Annotated in this window: 20 protein-coding genes and 1 tRNA gene; 7 read left to right on the top strand and 14 right to left on the bottom strand. The window is 70.9% G+C overall.

Features of this window, described 5'->3' with window-relative positions:
* Positions 1-29: 29 nt before the first annotated feature.
* Together ASH01_RS03645 and ASH01_RS03650 are read right to left on the bottom strand one after the other, a co-directional pair.
* Positions 30-1,091, bottom strand: a complete 1,062-nt coding sequence (locus ASH01_RS03645; protein WP_056771416.1) for an ANTAR domain-containing protein — start codon at positions 1,089-1,091, stop codon at positions 30-32.
* 342 nt (positions 1,092-1,433) lie between these two features.
* Complete coding sequence (locus ASH01_RS03650) at positions 1,434-4,586, bottom strand: S8 family serine peptidase (protein WP_235509538.1); 3,153 nt, start codon at positions 4,584-4,586, stop codon at positions 1,434-1,436.
* 315 nt (positions 4,587-4,901) lie between these two features.
* Here ASH01_RS03650 and ASH01_RS03655 point away from each other — a divergent pair, with 315 nt between their 5' ends.
* Both ASH01_RS03655 and ASH01_RS03660 read left to right on the top strand, forming a co-directional pair.
* Entirely contained in the window at positions 4,902-5,411 is a 510-nt protein-coding gene (locus ASH01_RS03655) for a DinB family protein (protein WP_056771421.1), read from the top strand.
* Positions 5,412-5,615: 204 nt separating this feature from the next.
* A complete protein-coding gene (locus ASH01_RS03660) occupies positions 5,616-6,212 on the top strand; it encodes a phosphatase PAP2 family protein (protein WP_056771424.1) in 597 nt (198 codons plus the stop codon).
* Between the two features lie 260 nt (positions 6,213-6,472).
* On the opposite strand, the gene ASH01_RS03670 is transcribed toward ASH01_RS03660, so the two are convergent.
* A tRNA-Tyr gene (locus ASH01_RS03670) sits at positions 6,473-6,553 on the bottom strand.
* A 135-nt stretch (positions 6,554-6,688) separates the two neighbouring features.
* Between ASH01_RS03670 and ASH01_RS03675 the strand changes: the two genes are divergently transcribed.
* On the top strand, positions 6,689-7,183 hold the full coding sequence (locus ASH01_RS03675) for a YajQ family cyclic di-GMP-binding protein (protein ID WP_056771430.1): 495 nt from the start codon (positions 6,689-6,691) through the stop codon (positions 7,181-7,183).
* 85 nt (positions 7,184-7,268) lie between these two features.
* Here ASH01_RS03675 and ASH01_RS03680 read toward each other — a convergent pair whose 3' ends face one another.
* Positions 7,269-8,057: a DUF4031 domain-containing protein gene (locus tag ASH01_RS03680; protein WP_056771433.1), complete on the bottom strand. Its 789-nt coding sequence runs from the start codon at positions 8,055-8,057 to the stop codon at positions 7,269-7,271.
* 138 nt (positions 8,058-8,195) lie between these two features.
* Between ASH01_RS03680 and ASH01_RS03685 the strand changes: the two genes are divergently transcribed.
* Positions 8,196-8,486 carry a WXG100 family type VII secretion target gene (locus ASH01_RS03685; protein WP_056771435.1) on the top strand — a complete coding sequence of 97 codons (291 nt, stop codon included), beginning with the start codon at positions 8,196-8,198 and terminating at the stop codon, positions 8,484-8,486.
* Between the two features lie 130 nt (positions 8,487-8,616).
* Here ASH01_RS03685 and groL read toward each other — a convergent pair whose 3' ends face one another.
* The 3 genes from groL to ASH01_RS03700 form a co-directional block, all read right to left on the bottom strand.
* On the bottom strand, positions 8,617-10,248 hold the full coding sequence (gene groL, locus ASH01_RS03690; RefSeq protein WP_056771437.1) for a chaperonin GroEL: 1,632 nt from the start codon (positions 10,246-10,248) through the stop codon (positions 8,617-8,619).
* Positions 10,249-10,469: 221 nt separating this feature from the next.
* Complete coding sequence (locus ASH01_RS03695; protein WP_056771440.1) at positions 10,470-10,895, bottom strand: HIT family protein; 426 nt, start codon at positions 10,893-10,895, stop codon at positions 10,470-10,472.
* Positions 10,896-10,940: 45 nt separating this feature from the next.
* Positions 10,941-11,489, bottom strand: a complete 549-nt coding sequence (locus tag ASH01_RS03700; RefSeq protein WP_056771443.1) for a hypothetical protein — start codon at positions 11,487-11,489, stop codon at positions 10,941-10,943.
* 104 nt (positions 11,490-11,593) lie between these two features.
* Between ASH01_RS03700 and ASH01_RS03705 the strand changes: the two genes are divergently transcribed.
* Positions 11,594-12,487 carry an MBL fold metallo-hydrolase gene (locus ASH01_RS03705; RefSeq protein ID WP_235509515.1) on the top strand — a complete coding sequence of 298 codons (894 nt, stop codon included), beginning with the start codon at positions 11,594-11,596 and terminating at the stop codon, positions 12,485-12,487.
* A 114-nt stretch (positions 12,488-12,601) separates the two neighbouring features.
* Here the strand turns inward: ASH01_RS03705 and ASH01_RS03710 are convergent, their stop codons facing one another.
* The 7 genes from ASH01_RS03710 to ASH01_RS03740 all read right to left on the bottom strand — a co-directional run bounded on the left by ASH01_RS03710 (position 12,602) and on the right by ASH01_RS03740 (position 19,276).
* Entirely contained in the window at positions 12,602-13,621 is a 1,020-nt protein-coding gene (locus ASH01_RS03710; protein WP_056771447.1) for a type IV toxin-antitoxin system AbiEi family antitoxin domain-containing protein, read from the bottom strand.
* A gap of 186 nt (positions 13,622-13,807) precedes the next feature.
* The gene (locus tag ASH01_RS03715) at positions 13,808-14,878 is read right to left on the bottom strand and encodes a P1 family peptidase (RefSeq protein ID WP_056771449.1); all 1,071 of its coding nucleotides are present in this window, start codon (positions 14,876-14,878) and stop codon (positions 13,808-13,810) included.
* Positions 14,875-15,339 carry a GNAT family N-acetyltransferase gene (locus ASH01_RS03720; protein WP_020143393.1) on the bottom strand — a complete coding sequence of 155 codons (465 nt, stop codon included), beginning with the start codon at positions 15,337-15,339 and terminating at the stop codon, positions 14,875-14,877. The genes ASH01_RS03715 and ASH01_RS03720 overlap by 4 nt, the downstream gene beginning before the upstream one ends.
* Before the next feature lie 95 nt (positions 15,340-15,434).
* A complete protein-coding gene (locus ASH01_RS03725) occupies positions 15,435-15,734 on the bottom strand; it encodes a DUF3263 domain-containing protein (protein WP_056771452.1) in 300 nt (99 codons plus the stop codon).
* A 273-nt stretch (positions 15,735-16,007) separates the two neighbouring features.
* Positions 16,008-17,369, bottom strand: a complete 1,362-nt coding sequence (locus tag ASH01_RS03730) for a pyridoxal phosphate-dependent decarboxylase family protein (protein ID WP_056771455.1) — start codon at positions 17,367-17,369, stop codon at positions 16,008-16,010.
* Between the two features lie 71 nt (positions 17,370-17,440).
* Entirely contained in the window at positions 17,441-18,088 is a 648-nt protein-coding gene (locus ASH01_RS03735; RefSeq protein ID WP_056771459.1) for an HAD family hydrolase, read from the bottom strand.
* A 9-nt stretch (positions 18,089-18,097) separates the two neighbouring features.
* Positions 18,098-19,276 (bottom strand): N-acetylglucosamine-6-phosphate deacetylase, encoded by a 1,179-nt coding sequence (locus ASH01_RS03740; protein WP_056771462.1) that lies wholly within the window; start codon positions 19,274-19,276, stop codon positions 18,098-18,100.
* A gap of 44 nt (positions 19,277-19,320) precedes the next feature.
* Here ASH01_RS03740 and ASH01_RS03745 point away from each other — a divergent pair, with 44 nt between their 5' ends.
* Positions 19,321-19,998, top strand: a complete 678-nt coding sequence (locus ASH01_RS03745; RefSeq protein ID WP_056771465.1) for a uracil-DNA glycosylase — start codon at positions 19,321-19,323, stop codon at positions 19,996-19,998.
* On the top strand, positions 19,995-20,813 hold the full coding sequence (locus tag ASH01_RS03750; protein WP_056771467.1) for an SGNH/GDSL hydrolase family protein: 819 nt from the start codon (positions 19,995-19,997) through the stop codon (positions 20,811-20,813). The genes ASH01_RS03745 and ASH01_RS03750 overlap by 4 nt, the downstream gene beginning before the upstream one ends.
* The last annotated feature ends 224 nt before the right edge of the window (positions 20,814-21,037 follow it).

Raw genomic sequence — 21,037 nt, forward strand, 5'->3', positions numbered from 1 at the left:
AGCCTTGGCGGCGTGCGGACTGGTGCGCGTCACTCGGGGCCGGCCGGGCTGTGGAGCTCGCCGGTCTCCGCAAGTGTGAGCGCGACCCTGTGAAGCTTTTCGTTCAGCTGGTTCGACGCCTGACGCAATGCGTCGAAGGCGTCCTCGGGAGTGAGCTTGAGCCGCTCCATGAGGATCCCCTTGGCCTGGCCGATGACATCCCGGTTCAGCAGTGCCTTGTGCAGGTTCTCGGCCACATCCGCAAGGCCGTCTCGCTCGCGGACCACCCTTGACGCCATCGAGGCGTGCGCCGCCAGGATCAGCCCGATCTGCTGCGCTTCCTCGCTGAACGCATCCGGCTCGGCGCCATAGGTGTTCAGCGAGGCTCCGCTGCTCCGTGCTGCCTGACTCACCGTTGCCAAGCGATACGACGCGGCCGAGTACGCGCCCAGATCAGCCGGACGCGACGAGAGCGTGGGCCAGCGGTTGTCAGGGAATGACTTCGCGTAGACGATCGGCGCGGCCATGGCATCCAGGCACGGGCCCTCTCGCGCGTCGTACTGCGCCTGGTCGACGGCCGACGCACTCGCGTCCGTCGTCGAGGCGGTGCGATAGGTCCCGCCCTCACCGACCGTGACGCTGGCCATCTGGCACCCTGCGACCGTGCTGACTGCCGTCTCTGCGATGCGCAGGAGGATCGCGTCGTATGAGTCGGCTGCGTAGAGGTTCTCGGCGATGTCGGCGAAAGCTGAGGCCAGGCGCGTCGTGGGGGTGGCCTCCAACCGTCGATCCGTGGCATCCTCGCGCGCTCCAGCCGCGGCATCTCTCTCGGCCCTTGACCCGTCTCGGTCCTGGCGGGCCCGTTCGCGGGCGTCCGCGTCGTCCCGATTCGTCACCGCCCCAGCGGAGTCGCGTGGCACACCCAGCTCGGCCTCTTTGGCGGCCAGCTCCCGTTCCCGCTGGTCCAGCGCTCGTTCTCGCGCGTCGGCCTTCAGGTCTCGCACGTCGCCGGCCACGTCTCGCTCATCAGCGACCTCGTCACGGCGGTCACCGACGAAGTCGCGCTTCTCAGCGGCCCAGCGACGCTCAACATCGACTGACTGGGCATCCATCGGGTCGCTCCTCTTCGTCGCCGAGCCGTGCTCGACACCAGGCCCGACCCGGCAATCCCGGGAGGAGCAAACGGGCCGACTTCTTCGTGCGAAGCGGCCCACGCGACCACACAGCGGGGGTGGCGGCAGTCCCCTGCTGCCAGCAGTCCCGCGATGCCTCAACCCTACGACCACCCGGTCGCATTGGGACCCTCCGCAGTGACCCGACAACCCCACCCATCGCTCTTGAGGGTTGCCCCGCGGATGCGCTCGACCGCCGTCGGGGGCACGGACCACGGAGAGCCCCTCCAGGGATCGTCCCGGGGAGACCCTCCGTGGTTATGTCGCGTCCGAGCGCGGAGGCTACGGGTTCACGGCATTCACGATGACGTTGCCACTACCGACCAGGATGCCGGTGTCGGTGCGGACCTGCACCGTGCCGAGCAGGACCCGACCGGCGGCGGGCGCCGTGTTGGCGGTCACGGTGCCGGGGACGGTCCACGACGACCCCGCGGGTCGGAGGGCGTTCGCGTCCGTGACGGCGACAGAACCGAAAGCCGGGTTGCCGAACACGTCGACGTAGTCGAACGTCGTCGACCCCTGGGGGACGGCGAAGCCGTCGACAAGGGTCACCCAGAGACCAGCCGCCGGGTTGGCGATGGTCACCGACTCCTCACTGTCACCGTCGGCGGACTGACCGGCGAGCACGCAGGTGCCGGTCGTGCAGTTGTAGACGTACAGGTCGAGGTCGGCGCCCGTGTCGCCGGCCGACCCGATGGTGGCCCGCAGGGACGTCGACCCGGGCGTGACGGAGACCCGAACCTGCTGCTGGGCACCTGCCGCGATCGTCGGCCTCAGCATCTTCGCGCTGCCCAGCGTGGTGCCGATGGCCCGGCCGGTGAAGGCGCCGAAGCCGTTGGTCAGGGTGTAGCTGCGAGCCAGCGGGACTCCGAGGGCCGCTGAGGCGATGGTGTCGGGGTTGGGCGACACCGTCGCTCCGAGGATGGACGCCGTGAGGGTGTAGGGGGCGTTCTCGGCGTCGGAGGTGCGCCGCGCCTCGACGGTGACCTCCCAGACCCCGGCCTGCGGGTTGCTCGTCGTGCGGCTGGTGGCCGCACCCGTGGCGCAAGTCCCGGATGTCGGGGTGTAGCAGCTGAGCGACGAGTTGTCGTCGATCGCCACTCCGTAGGGGTGGAACCGGAGGAACCGGATCTGTCCCGCGCCGGGGGTGCTGCCTCCGCCGACGAGATCGACCTTGAGCGCCGGAGTGTTGGCCGGCACCGCGTAGAAGTAGCTGGTCACCTGGTTCCGGCCGATGCTGCCCGGGTGAGCCACCGAGAAGTTGTTCGCTGCGGTGAACGCCTCAGCGGCCACGACGGTGTTGAGGGTCGCCTTCTCGATGCCCGATGTGGATGGGTCGTCGAGCTTGAGGATCGCCGAGTGCGTGCCCGCATGGAGGGGGTTGACGGAGACGGCGACCTGGGTCGGGGTGTTCAGGGGCAGCGTCACCGAGGCAGGCGACGCGAAGGTGCCGTCGTTGCCCACCCAGCTCAGGTTGTAGGTGCGGCTGCCGCCGCTGCCCGAGGTCCGGGTGAAGGTGTAGGTGCGCGTGTAGGAGGCGCCAGGGGCGACTCCCTCACGGTCGAAGATCCCCTCGCCGCGGCCGGGCGTCGCGAGGAAGCCCGACAGGAGCGTGTGAACCGCGACCGACGAGCTGATGTCGACCGGCTTGAGGTTGGTCTTGAGCAGGTCCCAGGCCGCACCGACGGTGATCAGGCCGTTGCCCTGCTCGTAGGCGCCGAATCGCGTGGGGTCCAGGTAGCGGGCAGAGGAGGTCAGGGCCTCGCGCAGCTGCGCCGGCTTGACCTGCACTCCTGACTGCTTCGCGGCACTCACGAGGAGCGCGCCTGCTCCCGCGGCCTGCGGGGACGCCATGGAGGTGCCCTGCAGCATCGAGTAGCCGGCAGGGAGGTCGTAGGTGCCAGCCACCGGGGACGAGGTCTCCCACATCGGGGTCGTCGAGATCGCAGCGCCCGGCGCGACGATCTCAGGCTTGAAGCCGCCGTCCTCGCGGGGTCCGCGTGAGGAGAAGCCGTGCAGGTTGTCGACGTAGGCGGAGTCGGAGCCGTAGTTCTTCCGCCACGTCTCCTTGCTGATGTAGGACCCGACCGCGAGCACCTTGGACGCAGCGGCAGGGTCGCCGATCGTGTTGAGGCCCGAGCCGTTGTTGCCGGCCGAGATGAACATCTGGACGTTGTACTGCTCGATGAGCCGGTTGTAGAGGATCGCACGGGTGTTGTTGCCGTCGTTGAGCGCCGGCAGGCCACCGATCGACATGTTGATGACGTCGACGTTGCCCTGCTTGGCGATGAACGTCATTCCCTCGATGAGGGCGTGCGAGGTGCACCCGGTGATGAACATGCAGACCCGGACGGACTTCAGCTTGGCGCCCGGGGCCGCGCCGGACATCGCGCCGCCGAACATCTGGTTGGCCGCGGTGATACCGGCGACGTGGGTGCCGTGCTCACCGGACACGATGCCGATGTTGACCACCTTGTTCTTGCCGTCGGTCTGGACGACGAACGGCATGGACTCGTGCTCCGGCGTCGCCGGGTTGTCCGTGCCGAAGTGGCCGACGTCGAACTTCTTGGCGTAGTCGGTCAGGACCTGGTCGTTGCCCAGGTTGTGGTCCTGGTTGGTGTCGACACGGACGGTGCCGGCTGCCGCGTCCCACAGGACCGCGAACGTGTCAGTGCTGTCACCGTCGCGGTTGACGTCGCTGCCGACCTCTCCGCCGAGCCGCGGGTCACCCTCGTTGAAGACCGAGACCCGGTAGCTTCCCGGTGGGGCGACGTAGGCCACGCCGCCGTAGGTGAAGCTGGGGCCGGTCATCTGGGTGGACATGTCCAGCCAGGTCGGGTCGTCATCGGTGAAAGGGTCAGTCGCAGTGACCCAGTCGGTGATCTTGCGCTCACCGGTCGTCGTCGTCGCCAGCGCGGGGTGGTCGAGGTCGATGCCGGAGTCGACGATGCCGATCGTGGTGCCGCGGCCGTCCCACGTGGGGTGGGCTGCGGTGAACTGTGCGGCGCCCGTGTCACCGATCGGCATGTACGCGTTGTTCCGAGGGGTGCCCGCGCCAGGAGGGGTCTGCGGGGAAGGCGACTGCGCTCCCTGCGGGCTCGGGTCGTCCAGTGGAATGACCTCGTCCAGGTCCGCGGCCACGATGCCGGTCACGTTGGCTGCTGCCTCAGCCTTGTCGATCGGCACGATGGCGCGGATGTAGCTGACGTCGCTGTCGGCCTTGCTGATCACCGCACCGAGCGATCGCAGGCCGGTCGTGACCGTGTTGTTCTGCCCCGGCACGGCCGCGATGAGCAGCGTCACCGTCCGCGAGCCATTGGCTCGCGCGGTGGCGAGCAGCTCGCGATCATGCTTGCCCAGCTGTGACTGCTTCGCTGATGCGCCGGCGTTCGGCGCGCCGACCGCCTGCGGGGCGTTCAGACCCACTGCCCCCATTGCCCCGACGGCCGACATGATCACCGCAGCGCGACGCGCTCTCGATCCCAGGAACCTGCCCATGAACTCCACCTCTGTTGGTTGTTGAGGTACGGCCCCCGTCCCGGACGCTTGAGGCTATCGACGCGAGCGGCCGGCTGGTGGGGCTTCGGCGACATCTGGATCTCGGGGCTGGTCGAGCCCAGGCCGTTCGCGATCGAGAATGGTTTCTGCGGGCGAGATGTGGGCAGACAGAGAGTGCACCGGGAGTGCACTGCACCGCACTCCCGGCCGCCACGACCATCAGCACGACGAGACGCAGGAGATGGATCCCGAATGAGTACGCCTTTTCCCGAACCGACACAGCCGGCGTCGTCATCGGCCGAGGTCCTGCTTCGCTACCTCGACTACTTTCGCGATCAGGTCGCTGAACGGGTCGAGGGCCTGTCCGAGCACGAGCAGCGAACGAGCCGGCTCCCGTCAGGTTGGACGCCGGTACAGCTCGTGAAGCATCTGACGTACGTGGAGCATCGATGGCTCGACTGGGGATTTGAAGGCGCACACGTTGCTGACCCATGGGCTGACAGCCGTGATGGGCGATGGTTCGTGGACGACGACGAGTCGCTCGCGGATCTGCTGGCCGCCTTCCGCAGCCAGGCCGCACGTAGCAACGCCGTCACCAGGTCCCACGACCTGACCGATGTGGGTCGCCCCGGCCCCAGATGGGACGGCCAGCCACCGGCACGTCTGGACAGGGTGCTGCTCCACCTGCTTCAGGAATACGCGAGGCACGCGGGCCATCTCGACATCGTGGCCGAACTCGCGGGGGGCCCCACCGGGGAATGAGTCGTTCGCCGGTGGGGCCCACAGGCACCGCCGCGCCGGAACCGAACGCGATGACGACTCCTGCTCCCCCGCTGGCGCGGACTGGGGCGGACACCTGGTCCAGTCGTCGAGGCTGCCGCGCGTCTCTGAGATTCCTCCGAGATCTCGTCGTCAGGCTGTGGGTTCGTGCGGCCGCCGCCGCTCCATCCACTCCGAAGGACGTCCGTGACCCACCTGCTCCACCTCAGTGACGCCCTGTTCCTGCGGATCAACGACCTGGCCCGCGCGTCCACGGGTCTGCACGCACCCGCCGTCGCCTACGCGAGGTACGGCCTGGTCGCGTTCGCTGCACTGATACTGCTGGGGGTCTGGCGACGTCGGGGCGCGAGCGACCGGGACCTCGCGGCTGCCGTGTGGGCGGGAGCAGGAACCCTGCTCGCCGTCGCGGTCAACCAGCCGGTGGCCGCCCTCGTGGCCGAGGCCCGGCCGTACGCCGTGCACCCCGCCGCACTGACGCTCGTGGACCGGACCACGGACTGGTCCTTCCCGTCTGACCACTCCGTCATGGCCGGTGCCGTCGCGGTGGGGCTGCTGCTCGTGTCGAGGCGCCTGGGCGCTCTTGCGCTGGCAGCGGCAGTGCTCATGGCGGCCACCCGGGTGTACGTCGGCGCGCACTACCCCCACGACGTCGTCGCGGGCCTGCTCCTCGGCGCAGCGGTGGCCGACCTGGGCTGGCTCCTCGTGCGACTGCCCCTCACGAGGCTGGTCGGCGCTCTGCGTACCCTCCCTGTCATCGAGCGCGTGCTCTCGCCCGTCACGTGAGGACTGCCCCACGGGGATGCACCGGGCCGTGCGAGGAGACGCGCCGCATAGGCTGCTTCGTCGTCTCGGACATCCTGCTGGCGCTCACCACCGAACCGGACGATCTTTCGGAACGGCTGCTGTCGCGCCGACTGGCCAGCCTCGAGGACCTCGTCATCAACCGACGCTGGAGTCCGGTCACCTCCTGAGGGTCACCTCGAGACGGCAGAAGGGCCCCTGACCGGCGTTTCCGCTGGTCAGGGGCCCTTCCGAGCACTGGGTGGCAGGTGAAGGATTCGAACCTTCGTAGCTCTCGCGACGGATTTACAGTCCGTTTCCATTGGCCGCTCGGACAACCTGCCTTGGTGCGTCTGGAAGGATAGCAAGAGATCGGGCGCGGTCCGAAATCGGGGCCGCGGCGACTCTTTTGTCGTGTCCGCAACCCCTCGCACACCCGCCCGGCAGACCAGACAACAGCATCCGGAAGGACCCCACCGATGGCCGACTCCTCGTTCGACATCGTCAGCAAGTTCGACAAGCAGGAGATCGCGAACGCGGTCAACAGCGCCAGCAAGGAGATCGCCACGCGCTACGACTTCAAGAACGTCGGCGCCTCCGTCGACCTCGCCGGCGAGGTCATCAAGATGAAGGCGAACACCGAGGAGCGCTGCCTCGCAGTGCTCGACGTCGTGCAGACGCACCTCGTCAAACGCAAGGTCAGCCTCAAGCACCTCGACGTCCCCGAGGCAGGCCCGCGCCTCTCGGGCAAGGAGTACCACCTCGACGCGCCGCTCAAGGAGGGCATCTCCCAGGAGAACGCGAAGAAGATCAACAAGCTGATCCGCGACGAGGGGCCCAAGGGCGTCAAGAGCCAGATCCAGGGCGACGAGCTGCGCGTCTCGAGCAAGTCCCGCGACGACCTCCAGGCCGTCCAGCGGATGCTCCGCGACGCCGACCTCGACGTCGCACTGAACTTCACCAACCAGCGCTGAGCGCGCGGGTCCGCCTGCGTGACAGGCGAACCCACCACGACAGACCACGTATGCCGTCCACCTCGGTGGGCGGCATACGTGCGTCTCAGAGCGGGCGGGCGAGTCCGCGCAGGTCGGGGAAGACCTCGACCGCGAGGGCCCACCAGAAGAGGTGGCCGCACAGCTCGGCGTACTCCTGCGGCGTGACCCAGCGCGTCTCGTGGATGCCGTCGTCGCCGTCGGTCAGCTCGGGTCGCACGTCGTCGAGCCGGGTGCGGAAGACCTGCAGGAACGGCTTCTCGCGACTGAAGAGGTTGTCCTCGGTCTTCGGCGTGAACCGCTCGTAGCCGCAAGGGAGCACGTCCGGATGGCGCAGCCGCAAGCCGGTCTCCTCGAACGTCTCGCGCACGGCGTTCTCGACCGGTGTCTCGTCGTCCTCGCGCCACCCCCCGGGGGAGCCCCACTCGCCGCGACGGACGCTGTGCACCACGACGAAGTCGCCCCGGCGGTCGCGGACGAAGACCATCGCCGCGAGCACCCGGGCCGGGTCGAGCGGGTCGTCGGAGGCGACGAGGTCGACATCGCTCGCGCCGTTCGGGAAGGACACGTCGAGGATGCGACGCACCCCCCGGTCACGTTTGCGCTTGCGCAGCCGCAGCCCGGACGCGTTGAGCCGGCGCGCGAGGTCGACCCCGGTCGTCGGCGTCGCGCCGGCGTCGACGGCGTCCTGCCAGCGCCCCTGTGGCACGTCGTAGTGGTCGCCGTCGAACGACCGCGGGTGCAGCTGGGCGGCATGTGCGACGGCGTGCAGCTCGTCGTAGGAGGTGTCGCTGACGAGGTGGGCGAAGAGCCGACCGTGGGCGGGCCAGATCGGCTGGTCGATCCACACGGTCATGCCTCGAAGCCTAGGCCAGGCCGCCGACGCGTGCCGTCCGGTGCCCTGTGGACGACGCCGGCCGCCTCTCCCCCGTCCGACCTAGCCTCGGACGAACGCGGCCACCGTCCGGTCGGCCCACGATCGAGGAGAGCACCCATGTCCCGTTCCGTCGTTGACACCGAACGCATCGCCGCCGCGGCCGGCGACATCAACCGGCTCGCCGACACCATCACGTCGAGCACCGCCGAGCTGCGCGGGCGCCTCGCCGGCATGGGCGCGGACTGGCAGGGCCCGGCCAAGGTCGAGTTCGAGCGCGTCATGCACGACTACCAGCGCATCCAGGCCCAGATGACCGAGGCCCTGGCCGACGTCGGCCGCCTCACCCTCAAGGCGTCGACGGCCTACGCCGAGCACGAGAACGCGACCCGCGCCCTCTTCGCCCGCTGACCCCTCCCCGGCACCCGGCATACGCTCTCCCGGCGCCGCCGGGCGTCGGGCCGCGGACGACGAAGGGCGGCTCCCCCGTGAGGAGGAGCCGCCCTTGCGACGTGCTGCGGTGCTGCTCAGACGGATGGGCTCAGAAGCCCATGCCGCCCATGCCGCCCATGTCGTCGCCACCGGGCATGGCCGGCGCGTGCTTCTCGGGCTTGTCGGCGATGACGGCCTCGGTCGTGAGGAAGAGCGCCGCGATCGAGGCTGCGTTCTGCAGCGCCGAGCGCGTCACCTTGACCGGGTCGATGATGCCGGCGGCGAGCAGGTCGACGTACTCACCCGACGCGGCGTTGAGACCGTGACCGGCCTCGAGACCGCGCACCTTCTCCGCGACGACGCCACCCTCGAGGCCGGCGTTGATCGCGATCTGCTTGAGCGGGGCCTCGGTCGCGACGCGCACGATGTTGGCGCCGGTCGCCTCGTCACCCTCGAGCACGAGCTCGTCGAGCGCCTTGGCGGCCTGGATGAGAGCGACGCCACCACCGGCGACGATGCCCTCCTCGACGGCAGCCTTCGCGTTGCGGACGGCGTCCTCGATGCGGTGCTTGCGCTCCTTGAGCTCGACCTCGGTGGCCGCGCCCGCCTTGATGACGGCGACGCCGCCGGCGAGCTTGGCGAGGCGCTCCTGGAGCTTCTCGCGGTCGTAGTCGGAGTCCGACTTCTCGATCTCGGCCTTGATCTGGGCGATGCGGCCCTCGATCTGCGAGCGGTCCTCGGCGTCCTCGACGATGGTCGTCTCGTCCTTGGTGACGACGACCTTGCGAGCGCGGCCGAGCAGGTCGAGGGTGGCGTTCTCGAGCTTGAGACCGACCTCCTCGGAGATGACCTGGCCACCGGTGAGGATGGCGATGTCGGTGAGCATGGCCTTGCGGCGGTCGCCGAAGCCGGGAGCCTTGACGGCGACCGACTTGAACGTGCCCTTGATCTTGTTCACGACGAGCGTCGCGAGGGCCTCACCCTCGATGTCCTCGGCGATGATCAGCAGCGGCTTGCCCGACTGCATGACCTTCTCGAGGAGCGGGATGAGGTCCTTGATGTTGCCGATCTTGGAGTTCGCGACGAGCACGTAGGCGTCGTCGAGGACGGCCTCCATGCGCTCGGTGTCGGTGACGAAGTAGGCGGAGATGTAGCCCTTGTCGAAGCGCATACCCTCCGTCATCTCCAGCTCGAGGCCCATGGTGTTGGAGTCCTCGACGGTGATGACACCTTCCTTGCCGACCTTGTCCATCGCCTCGGCGATGAGAGCACCGATCTCCTCGTCGGCCGCCGAGATGCTGGCGGTCGAGGCGATCTGCTCCTTGGTCTCGATCTCCTTGGCCTGCTCGAGCAGGCGGGCGGTGACGGCCTCGACGGCCTTCTCGATGCCGCGCTTGAGCGCCATCGGGTTGGCGCCGGCGGCCACGTTGCGCAGGCCTTCCTTCACCATCGCCTGGGCGAGCACGGTCGCCGTCGTCGTGCCGTCACCGGCGACGTCGTCGGTCTTCTTGGCAACTTCCTTGACGAGCTCCGCGCCGATCTTCTCGTACGGGTCGTCGAGCTCGATCTCCTTGGCGATCGAGACGCCGTCGTTGGTGATCGTGGGGGCGCCCCACTTCTTCTCCAGGACGACGTTGCGGCCCTTGGGGCCGAGGGTCACGCGGACGGCGTCGGCGAGGATGTTCATTCCCCGCTCGAGCCCGCGACGCGCCTCTTCGTCAAACGCAATGGTCTTGGCCATTCGGGTGGTCCTCCACGCGAATCGTTGGTGGTGGCCCGCATGACGCCCGCGACGGACGGGACCGGTCTCCCCAGCTTCATGTAGCTGCGAACCCAGCCCCTCGGCATACGGCCCATTTCTGTCACTCCCCTAGGGAGAGTGCTAACGCCATTATTGGCACTCTCGGGGTGAGAGTGCAAACGTCTGGCCCCACGGGCTGGGGCGTATGCCGTCCGCTCGGGTCAGGCGTCCACGGCCGGTGCCAGCGCGGCGGCGATCCGGGCGGCATGCTCGGCGGACTCCTGCTCCGAGGCATAGGTCGTCCGCGGCCAGAAGAAGCCGCGCAGCCCGTCGCCCTTGGTGCGCGGGACGACGTGCACGTGCAGGTGCGGCACGGACTGGCTCACGACGTTGTTCATCGCCACGAACGTGCCCTGTGCGCCGAGCGCCCCGACGACGGCCGCGGCGAGGCGCTGGGTGGCCCCGAGCACCGTGGCGTGCAGCTCGGCCGGGAGGTCGAGGAGGGTGTCGACGTGTCGTCGCGGCACGAGCAGGACGTGACCCTTGAAGACCGGGCGGCGGTCGAGGAAGGCGACGAGGTCCGGCTCGTCGAGCACGACGTCGGCCGGCACCTCCCCCGCCACGATCGAACAGAAGACGCAGTCCATGGCGACAGGCTCCCACGCCTGGTCGCGTCGGCCCGGTCGGGCAGGTCAGCAGATGATGAGCAGGAAGCAGCCGCCGTCGCTCGACGTCGGCGAGGGGGTCGGCGTCGGGGTGGGCTTCTTCGTCGAGGTCGGCTTCGGCTTCGGGTTCGGGTTGCCCCTCGTGGGCGTCGACGACGGGCTCGGGGCCACGGTCGAGGACGGCGCGGGCGGCGTCGTGGCCCGGCTCGACGACGGGGCGGGAGCCGAGGTGGTCGGCACCGACGAGGTCGGGTCGGAGGCCGGCTCGACGACGGCGGTCGCCGGGGCGCGCGTGGTCCCGGGGCGGGTGGTCCCGGTCGCGGCGGTGGGCGTGCCGGTCGCCGCCGAGGAGGTGTCGGCCGAGCCCCAGCCGTCGTCGGAGGTCGTGCTCGTCCAGTCACCGCCGGGCAGGCCGGGGAAGCCGCTGGACGACATCGCCTCGTCGCTCCAGCTGTCGCCCGACCAGTAGGCGACGGCGCCGGTCGAGAGCAGCGCGACGGCCGCGAGGACGGCGGCGATGAGGACCTTGCGTCGGGACTTCGAGCCGGGAGTGGTGGTGTGGTTCTCGGTCGACATGGTCCACAAACGTAGAGGAATCGGGCGGGAGACGCCTCCTCAGAGGGCGGCCGCTACGGTGGTCCCATGCTCGGGGAGACGTGGATCACACCGAGGTACGCGGGGTGAGCGCGCCGCCGTCCGGGGACCGTCCCGCGGCGACGACCGGCTTCGTCGAGGTCGCCGACCGGGTCTTCGTCGCGCGCTACCGGCAGTGGGACGTCAACGTCGGCCTGGTGCTCGGTCGTCACGGTGCCGTCGTCATCGACACGCGGGCGAGCGGCATCCAGGGCAGCCAGGTCCTCGACGACATCCGACGCCTCGGCCGTGACATCGAGGTCCGCCACGTCGTCAACACGCACGTCCACTTCGACCACGCCTTCGGCAACACCGCCTTCGAGACCGCCATCGTCCACGCCCACGACAACGTCGGGCGCACCATCGACGCCGATGCCGAGCGGATCAAGGCCGCCTTCCGGGCCGACCCCGGAGACGGCCCGGAGTACGGCTACACCGCGCGCGACGCCGCCGAGGTCATGGCGACCGTGGTCCGCGGGCCCGACCGCACCTTCGGCTCGAACGCGACGATCGACCTCGGTGACCGCGTCGTCACGATGACGTATGCCGGCCGCGGCCACACCGACGGAGACGTGGCCGTGCTCGTGCCCGACACCGACGCGATGTTCCTCGGCGACCTCGTCGAGGAGAGCGCCCACCCGTCGTTCGGCGATGACTGCTGGCCGCTCGAGTGGGCCGACACCCTCACCTCGCACCTCGTCCAGGCCGAGGACCGCACGGTCGTCGTGCCGGGACACGGACACCCCGTGGACGGCGCCTTCGTGGCCCGCCAGCGCGACGAGATCGCTGTCGTCGCCGCCGTGATCCGCGAGCGCCGGCTCGGCGCGGCGTCGCTCACGGAGGCGTTGAACGCGCCGGACCCGCGCCTGCCCTACCCCCTCGACCACCTGGACTCCGCCATCCGCCGCGGCTGGGACCACCTCTCCCCACCCACCCCCTGACGCGACACCCACCCCGACGCCCGCCGCGCCGGAAGCCTTCCGTGGCCGGTTCGTGGAGTTCTTCCGGCATGTGGTGCCGGAAGAACTCCACGAATCGCTCCCACGACACGCAGTTCACGCCGGGCGCCGCTGACCTGGGCCCGCAAGGCAGTCGCGGCCGCATGAGCTGGGCTCTCCGTCCCAGCCGCGGGACCGGAGTAGCCGTCCGACGAGCACGCTCGCCCGGCAGGGCTCGAGGACGTGGGGCCACCTGAGTCGCAGCGTGGACTCGCCGCGGGCGACGGCATCGACATCACGCTCGAGGTCGGCCCACTCGCGCCGCGGTCCCGTGTGGACGAACCGCCCGTCGAGCTCGACGACGACGGCGAAGTCGGAGTACTCCACGTCGCGGTACGTCACGCCCCGCCTCGTGACGACCTTGACCTGCCGCCTCGCGGCCGGCAGGCCGTGCGACCGCTCGACGTCATGCAGGTAACGCCGTTCGAACACCGACATCGTGCCCGCGGCCACGTCGTCGAGGATCGGAAGGAGCAGGCGCCGACGAGGCAATCGACCTCGCGCCGACAGCGCGTCGTGCAGTCGGGCCGCTGTCGTCACCCGCTGCTGGCAGGCGTCGGCCAGGACGGCGACGGCCGTGGCCTCGTCAGCACAGGCGGAGGCGACGTCGAGCAGAGCCTCGTCCAGCCGCAGGCGCGGCGGCGAGAGATGGAGCTGCACCCGGCGCTCGAAGTCATGTCGACGGGTCACGACCACCCCGGCAGGTGGAGCGACCCGCCGGCTTGCGTCGACCACCACCTGGACGGGTTCCAGGGCGACCCGCCCGCGAGTCATCTCGCGGTCGAGCCAGGACGCTGCCACGACCTCGACCGCAGCCGACCTGAGGCCGTGCGCTCGAAGCGCGGAGTCCCCGGCGAGCGCAGCCGGCCAGTGGAAGAGCACGCCGGCCCAGGCTCGCTGCGTCCTGGTCGGCTGCCCGGCGTGGTCGACGTAGACACCGGGATGGATCCGCGCCAGCTCCCGTCGGCGCAACAGCCGTTCCAGGTCGCTGTCGTCGAGGCCGCACTCGAGGGCCTGCGTCCTCGAGATCACGCCGTCCTGCGCGTGAAGCACGTCGCGTGCACTCGCCAGGTCCATTCCTCGAGGGTCGCTGCGGCTCCGGCCACCCACGAGGTAGAGGGCCGCAGCTGTGGGCAACCCCCGGCGTTTCGCGGGGGATGTGGACACCGACGGACACGTCGTGGAGTTCTTCCGGCACCAGGTGCCGGAAGAACTCCACGACCTGCGCAGCTGCAGGCAGTAAAGGGGCGCCGGTCGCGGACCTCAGCCGGAGAGTGCGGAGGGGAAGGCGTCGGACCAGGAGCGCAGCGCGATGCCGCCGTCGGCCGTCCGGTCGACCGACGTCGCCGCGAGCAGCGCGTGCACGATCGCCCGGGCGACGCAGTCCGCACCGGCCTCCATGAGCACGGTCTGCTCGACCGGGTCCGGCGCCGGACGCTCGCCCGTCGCGAGCGTGAAGAGGGTGTCGCCGTCGAAGAGCGTGTGCACCGGCTTGAGCGCCCGCGCGTAGCCGTCATGCCCGATGCCGGACATCTTCTGGCACTGGGCCTTGGACAGGGTGGCGTCCGTCGCGATGACCCCGATGGTCGTGGCCAGTCCCGGCCTGCCGGCGTTCGCGGGCAGGGCCTCGGCCCGGGCCTGCGCAGCCTCGAGCTCGGCGGCACTCGGCCGACCCACGTGGGCCAGCTCGTCGCCGAGACCGAGCCCCACGGCATACGGCACCCCGGTGGCCGGGTCGACCGCCGAGCCGACGGCGTTGACGGCGACGAGCGCGGCAACGATCGTGCCCGACTCGAGCACGACGCTCGCGGAGCCGATCCCGCCCTTGAAGCCCCCGACCTTGGCGCCGGTGCCCGCACCGACGCAGCCCTGGGCGACGGCCGAGGACGTCGCACTGGCGTATGCCGCCCTCCCGTCCTCCGCGCGCGGACGGTGGCCCCACGTGCCAGCGCGTCCCAGGTCGAAGAGGATCGCGGACGGCACGATCGGCACGACGTGTCCCCGGTCGCCCATGGGCCAGCCGATCCCGTCGTCCAGCAGGGCGTCCACGACTCCGTCGGCGGCGGCGAGGCCGAGCGCGGACCCGCCGCCGAGGACGATCGCATCGACGCGGTCGACGAGGTTGCGCGGGGCCAGCAGGTCGGTCTCTCGCGTGCCCGGCCCGCCGCCGCGCACGTCGACGCCGGCGACGGCGCCGCCGCCGGGGGCGAGCACCACGGTCACGCCGGTGAGCCAGCCCGGCTCGTCACGGGTGCAGTGGCCGACCCGGAGGCCCGCGACGTCGACGAGCGAGTTCGTCGGGCCCGGGGCCACGACGAAGGGGGCATCGCTCACTGCGGGTCCCTGAGGTCGAACTCCATGAGGCGCCCCGGCGAGCTGAAGCCGAGCCGCTCGTAGAACTCCTGGGCCCGGTCGTCGGGAGCGTTGAGCCGGATCCACTTGACGTCGGTCGTGCGCGACCACTCGATCATCGCCTCGGTCAGCGCCCGCCCGACGCCGCGGTCACGACAGCCAGGCGCGACGAAGAGGCCGCCGACGTGCAGCCACGAGACGTCCTTGCGCCCGGGCCACGGCAGTGCGCGGATGCGCCGGGTCTCGAGGATGCCGGCATGGTCGCCCCGGCTCTCGGCGATCCACGTCGGCCGGTCGGGCCGCTCGGCCAGCCACGCGTCGACGAAACGGTCGAGGTAGCCGGTCTCGGACGGCATACCCAGCTCGCGGGCGAACTGGAGGTGCAGCGCGGCGACGATGAGGGCGTCGTCGGCCGACGCGCGGCGGATCGTCACCTCGGCCATGAGGGAAGTGAACCACGCGCGTGCCGCGAGGGCTCGCAACCACGGCTCGGCCGGGGTGCGATGCCCAGCCGGTGGGACGCGTCAGGCGAGAGCGGTCAGACGTTGATGCCGAGGCGGCGGCTCGTGCGCGCCCGCTGGCGGCTCGCGCGCATCCGGCGCAGGCGCTTGATGAGCATCGGGTCGGCCTCGAGGGCCTCCGGGCTGTCGAGGAGCGCGTTGAGCACCTGGTAGTAGCGCGTGGAGCTCATGTCGAAGAGCTCCTTGATGGCCTGCTCCTTGGAGCCGGCGTACTTCCACCACTGGCGCTCGAACGCCAGGATCTCGAGGTCGCGCGCGCTGAGGCCGTCCTCGGACTCGTGGCGCTGCGGCTGCGCCGTGGCGTGTTCTGTGCTCATGTCCCCGTCTCGCTGCAGTCGTGCTGCGTGTCGCGTCGTGCGTTGGCTCCGGTCACACCCTAGACCGAAATGACAAGGGTGTCATTCAGCTCAGGCGTGGCGCGGCATGTCGTCGGCGGGGCCGTCGCACCGCCCGGAACATGCGTCCCACGAGCCTCGTGCGCCCCACCCGTGACGCCCCATCGCGTCGTCCGGTGTCGTCCTGTGTCGTCCGGTGTCGTCCTGGCGTCGGTGCCGGGTGGCCGTCCTCGTCGATCCGACGGCCCATCTGGGTCAGGCCATCGTATCGAGGATGGCGTTGACGTCCTCCTTGGTGGTGTGCGGGTTGACGATGGCGAAGCGCGTCAGCGTCTCCCCGCGGAAGGTCGTCGGCACGACGAAGGCGAACTCCTGGGCGAGGAGCCGGTCGGTCCACGCCTGGTAGTCCTCGGGGCCCCAGCCGCGGCGGCGGAAGACGACGACCGACAGGTCGGGCTCGCGCACCGCCTCGAGGTAGTCGCGGCGCCCGATCTCGTCGGCGGCGAAGCGGGTCACCTCGAGGGTGCTCTCGATGGCGTCGACGTAGGCGTCGGTGCCGTGCACGGCGAGGGAGTACCAGAGCGGCAGGCCGCGCGCGCGTCGCGTCAGGCCGATGGAGTAGTCGGTCGGGTTCCACTCGGCCGACTTCGTGATGACGTCGAGGTAGCCCGCCTCCTGCGTGTGCGCGACCCGCGCCAGCTCCGGCTCGCGGTAGATGAGGGCGCAGCAGTCGAACGGCGCGAAGAGCCACTTGTGCGGGTCGACGATGAAGGAGTCCGCGTGCTCGATGCCGTTGAAGAGGTGTCGCACCGACGGTGCAGCGAGGCCGGCGCCACCGTAGGCCCCGTCGACGTGCAGCCACAGGCCGTACTCGCGGCACACCTCGGCGACCGACTCGAGGTCGTCGACGACGCCGAAGTTCGTGGTGCCGCTCGTCGCGACGACTGCGAAGAACGTCTCGGGACCGTTCTCCTCCAAGGTCTTTCGCAGCTCGGATCCGGTCAGGCGCAGTTTGTCGTCGACGTGCACGCCGCAGACTTCGGCGTCCATGACGGCCGCCATCGAGACGACGGACGAGTGGGCGTTGTCCGTGGCGGCGATCCGGTAGGGACGCGCGCCCGTGCCCGCTTCCTTGGCCTTCGCCCGGGCGGTGTGCCGAGCCACGACGAGCGCCGACAGGTTGCCCACCGTGCCGCCCGGGACGAAGACGCCGCCCGCCTCGGCCGGCAGGCCCGCGAGGTCGCTGATCCAGCGCAGCGCCTGGTTCTCGGCGTAGACCGCGCCCGCGCCCTCCATCCACGACCCGCCGTAGATCGACGAGGCGCCGACGACGACGTCGAAGGCCGCGGCCTCCCGCGTCGGGGCGCACGGGATGAAGGAGAGGTAGCGCGGGTGGTCGGTCGAGAGGCAGGCCGGCGCGAGGGTGTGCTCGAAGAGCTCCATCGCCCGCGTCGAGCCGAGGCCGCCGGCGGTGATGGTCTGGCCGGCGGCCGCCCGGAGGTAGGCCTCCGGCTGCGCCCCGTCGAGCGGGATCGGGTCCATGAGCAGGCGCTCGCGGGCGTAGCTGAGGACCTTGTCGACGGCGACGTGGTCGGCATCCTTGTCGAAGCTGTGCACGCACAGATGCTAGGCCCTGCGGCCGGGTGCGACTGACCGCCCGGGGGCCGCGTGACGGGTGGGGCGGGAGGTCAGCCGAGGAGGGCGGTGCGCAGCTCGTCGGCGGACGCGACGACGGCGGTGGGCCGCACGCCGTGGAGTGCGTCGGGCAGGCCTGCACCCCACGTCACCGCCACGGTGTCCATGCCCGCGGCCTTGCCGGCGAGGACGTCGACGACGGCGTCTCCGACGTAGACGGCGTCATTGGACCCCCGGCCCATCCGGTCGAGCGCGAGCAGCAGCGGAGTCGGGTCGGGCTTGTGCCGCTCGGTGTCCTCCATCGCGACGAGGACGTCGACGTGCTCGCTGATGCCGAGGATGTCCATGGCCTGCTGCGCCGACTCGCGTCGCTTCGACGTGGCGACCCCGACGTGGATGCCGGCGGCGCGCAGGTCACCGAGGACGTCGACGACGCCGTCGTAGCCCCGGATGAGCCGCTCGGTGTTGTCGGCGTTCCACTGGAGGTACGTCGCGTAGAGCTCGTCGGCGTGCTCGGGCGAGTGGTCGCGGAAGGCTCCGATGAGCGGGCGCCCGATCCACGAGCGGATCACGTCCGGGTCCTCCTCGTGCCCGAGGACCGTGCGGAACGCGTGCTGGTAGGACTCGACGATGAGGTTGATCGTGTCGGCCAGCGTGCCGTCCAGGTCGAAGACGGCGGTGGACCAGCGGGGAGAAGTCACCGGCCGAGCCTAGGGCAGCGACGGCTCCAGCCACCGCCCTCGTCTCATGACCCGGGTCGGGCGGGCGCCGTCGTCGACGACGACCACGTCGGCCCGGGACCCAACCGCGATCGAGCCCCGGTCGGCCAGCCCGAGCGCGCGGGCGGGCGTGCGCGTGGCGGGCCGGACGGCATACGCCATCGGGACGCCGGAGGCGACGGCGCGGGCGACGATGTCGGCGACGTGGCTCGTGCCACCCGCGATGGAGCCGGGGCTCGTGCCGTCGGGGTCGCGCGCCAGGCGGGCGATGCCGCGGTCGACGACGACCGAGAGGCCACCGAGGACGTACGCGCCGTCCCCCACCCCCGCCGCGGCCATGGCGTCGGAGACGAAGGCGACGTGGTCGGCGCCGACCAGGTCGAGGACGGTGCGCACGGTGTCGTCCGAGAGGTGCGCGCCATCGCCGATGAGCTCGACGGTGACGTGGCCCCGCGCGGCCGAACGCATCAGTGCCGCAACGGCGCCCGGCTTGCGGTGGTGCCACGGGTCCATGCCGTTGAAGAGGTGTGTGGCGAGGTCGGCGCCGGCCGCGACGGCCTGCTCGACCTGCGCGTACGTGGCCGTCGTGTGGCCGATCGCAGCGTGGATGCCGGCCGTCGTGAGCCAGCGGACGAGGTCGAGGCCGTGGGCGCGTTCCGGGGCGAGCGTCACCTGGCGGAGGTGACCGCGGCCGAGCTCGATGAGCCGCTCCACCTCGGCGAGCGACGGGTCGCGGAGCAGCGCCGGGTCGTGCGCGCCGCAGCGGGCTTCGGCCAGCCACGGACCCTCGAGGTGGATGCCGTCGACGACCCCGTCGTCGGCGAGCTCGGCGAGCATCGCGACGCCCCGCTCGAGGTCGCGCGGGCTCATCGTGACGAGGCTCGCGAGCAGGCTCGTCGAGCCGTGCGCGTGGTGGTGCTCGGCCGCCGCGGCCGCGGCGTCGTCGCGCAGGTCGGTGAACGCCGTCCCGCCGCCGCCGTGGCAGTGGATGTCGACGTATGCCGGCACCATCGTCCCGCTCACCCGCTCGGTCGCGCCGTCGCCCGGTGGGGGTCCGTCGCCTGCGGTGACGGGGGTGACCGCCGTGATGCGCTCGCCCTCGACGTGGACGAGGACGTCGGGCAGCACGGTGTCGTCGACGAGGGCGGGTCCGCGCAGTGTGAGGTTCATCGGGGTCGATTCTGTCGCACACCCGGCGGGGGTAGCGTGAGGCCGTGCCAGCCCAGCCCCTCAGCGACCTCGTCCACCCGACGTGGGTCCCGGCGCTCGAGCCGGTGGCCGACACCATCACCGCGATGGGCGCGTTCCTGCGCGCCGAGGTCGCGGCCGGCCGCGGCTACCTGCCTGCCGGCGACCGCGTGCTGCGGGCCTTCTCGCTGCCGCTGCCCGACGTGCGCGTGCTCGTCGTCGGCCAGGACCCATACCCGACCCCGGGCCACCCGGTGGGTCTCAGCTTCAGCGTCGCGCCGGACGTGCGACCGGTCCCCCGGTCGCTGCAGAACATCTACCAGGAGCTCGGCACCGACCTCGGCCTGCCGACGCCGGGCGACGGCGACCTGACGCCGTGGTTCGAGCGCGGCGTCATGCTGCTCAACCGGGTCCTGACGGTCCGCCCCGGGGCGAGCGCCAGCCACCAGGGCAAGGGCTGGGAAACCGTGACGGCACAGGCGATCTCGGCTCTCGCGTCGCGCGGCGGGCCGCTCGTCGCCATCCTCTGGGGACGGCAGGCGCAGTCCCTCGCGCCGATGCTCGGCGACGTGCCGCGCATCGAGTCGGCCCACCCGTCGCCGCTCTCCGCCCGCTCCGGCTTCTTCGGCTCGCGGCCCTTCAGCCGCACCAACGACCTCCTCGCCCAGCAGGGCGCGGCTCCCATCGACTGGAGGCTGACATGACCCAGCCCACCCCCGAGGTCTCCGGGCCGACGGTCTGGACCCGTTTCGTCGCCATCGGCGACTCCTTCACCGAAGGCATGTGCGACGACGACCCGACGTTCGGCCACGACGGCGAGTTCGCCGGCTGGGCCGACCGGCTCGCGTCGCACCTCTCGGAGATCGCCCGTGCCGACGGGCTCGACTTCGGCTACGCCAACCTCGCCGTGCGCGGCCGCAAGCTCGCCGACGTCGTCGGGCCCCAGCTCGAGGACGCCCTGTCTCTGCAGCCCGACCTCGTCAGCATCGTCGGTGGCGGCAACGACATCCTCCGGCCCAAGGCCGACCTCGACGGCCTCGCCGCCCGGCTCGAGGCCGCCGTGGCCCGGATCCGGGCGACCGGCGCCGACGTGCTCATGGCGACCCCCGTCGACCCCGCGGACGCCCCACTCGTCAAGGCCACCCGCGGCCGGGCCGCGATCCACACCGCCAACATCTGGAGCATCGCGCGGCGCAACGGCGCCCACGTCATCGACCAGTGGGGCCTGCACGCGCTGCGCGACTGGCGGATGTGGAGCGAGGACCGCATCCACATGACGACCGAGGGCCACCGCCGCGTCGCCCTCGCGGCTCTCGAGGCCCTCGGCCACACCCCGGCCGAGACCGACTGGGCCACACCGCTCGAGCCCGCTCCCCCGATCGGCCGCCGCGAGGCGCTGCAGGCCAACGCGCAGTGGGCCAAGGAGTACGTCGGCCCGTGGGTGCACCGCCGCCTCACCGGCCGCAGCTCGGGCGACCACCGCCAGGCCAAGCGCCCCGACGTGACCCCGTTCGACTGACGTCCAACCCCTGCCACGTCCAGCAGGCTCCCAGCCATCTCCCAGACGGCTGCAGCCACGTCCTGCACCGGAGGCGACGCGTTACCGCGGGTTCTTCGGAACATGTCCAGAACGCCCTGAGAATCTCCTGAACTTTTCCGCTTTGACCTCTAGTGCGAGGTAGGTCGGAAGTGATTAGGTCTCCCTCGGGTCGCGTGCGGGGGTGCCGGCTCTCCATCCATCAC

This window comes from Terrabacter sp. Soil811 (assembly GCF_001429655.1).
Lineage (GTDB): Bacteria > Actinomycetota > Actinomycetes > Actinomycetales > Dermatophilaceae > Terrabacter.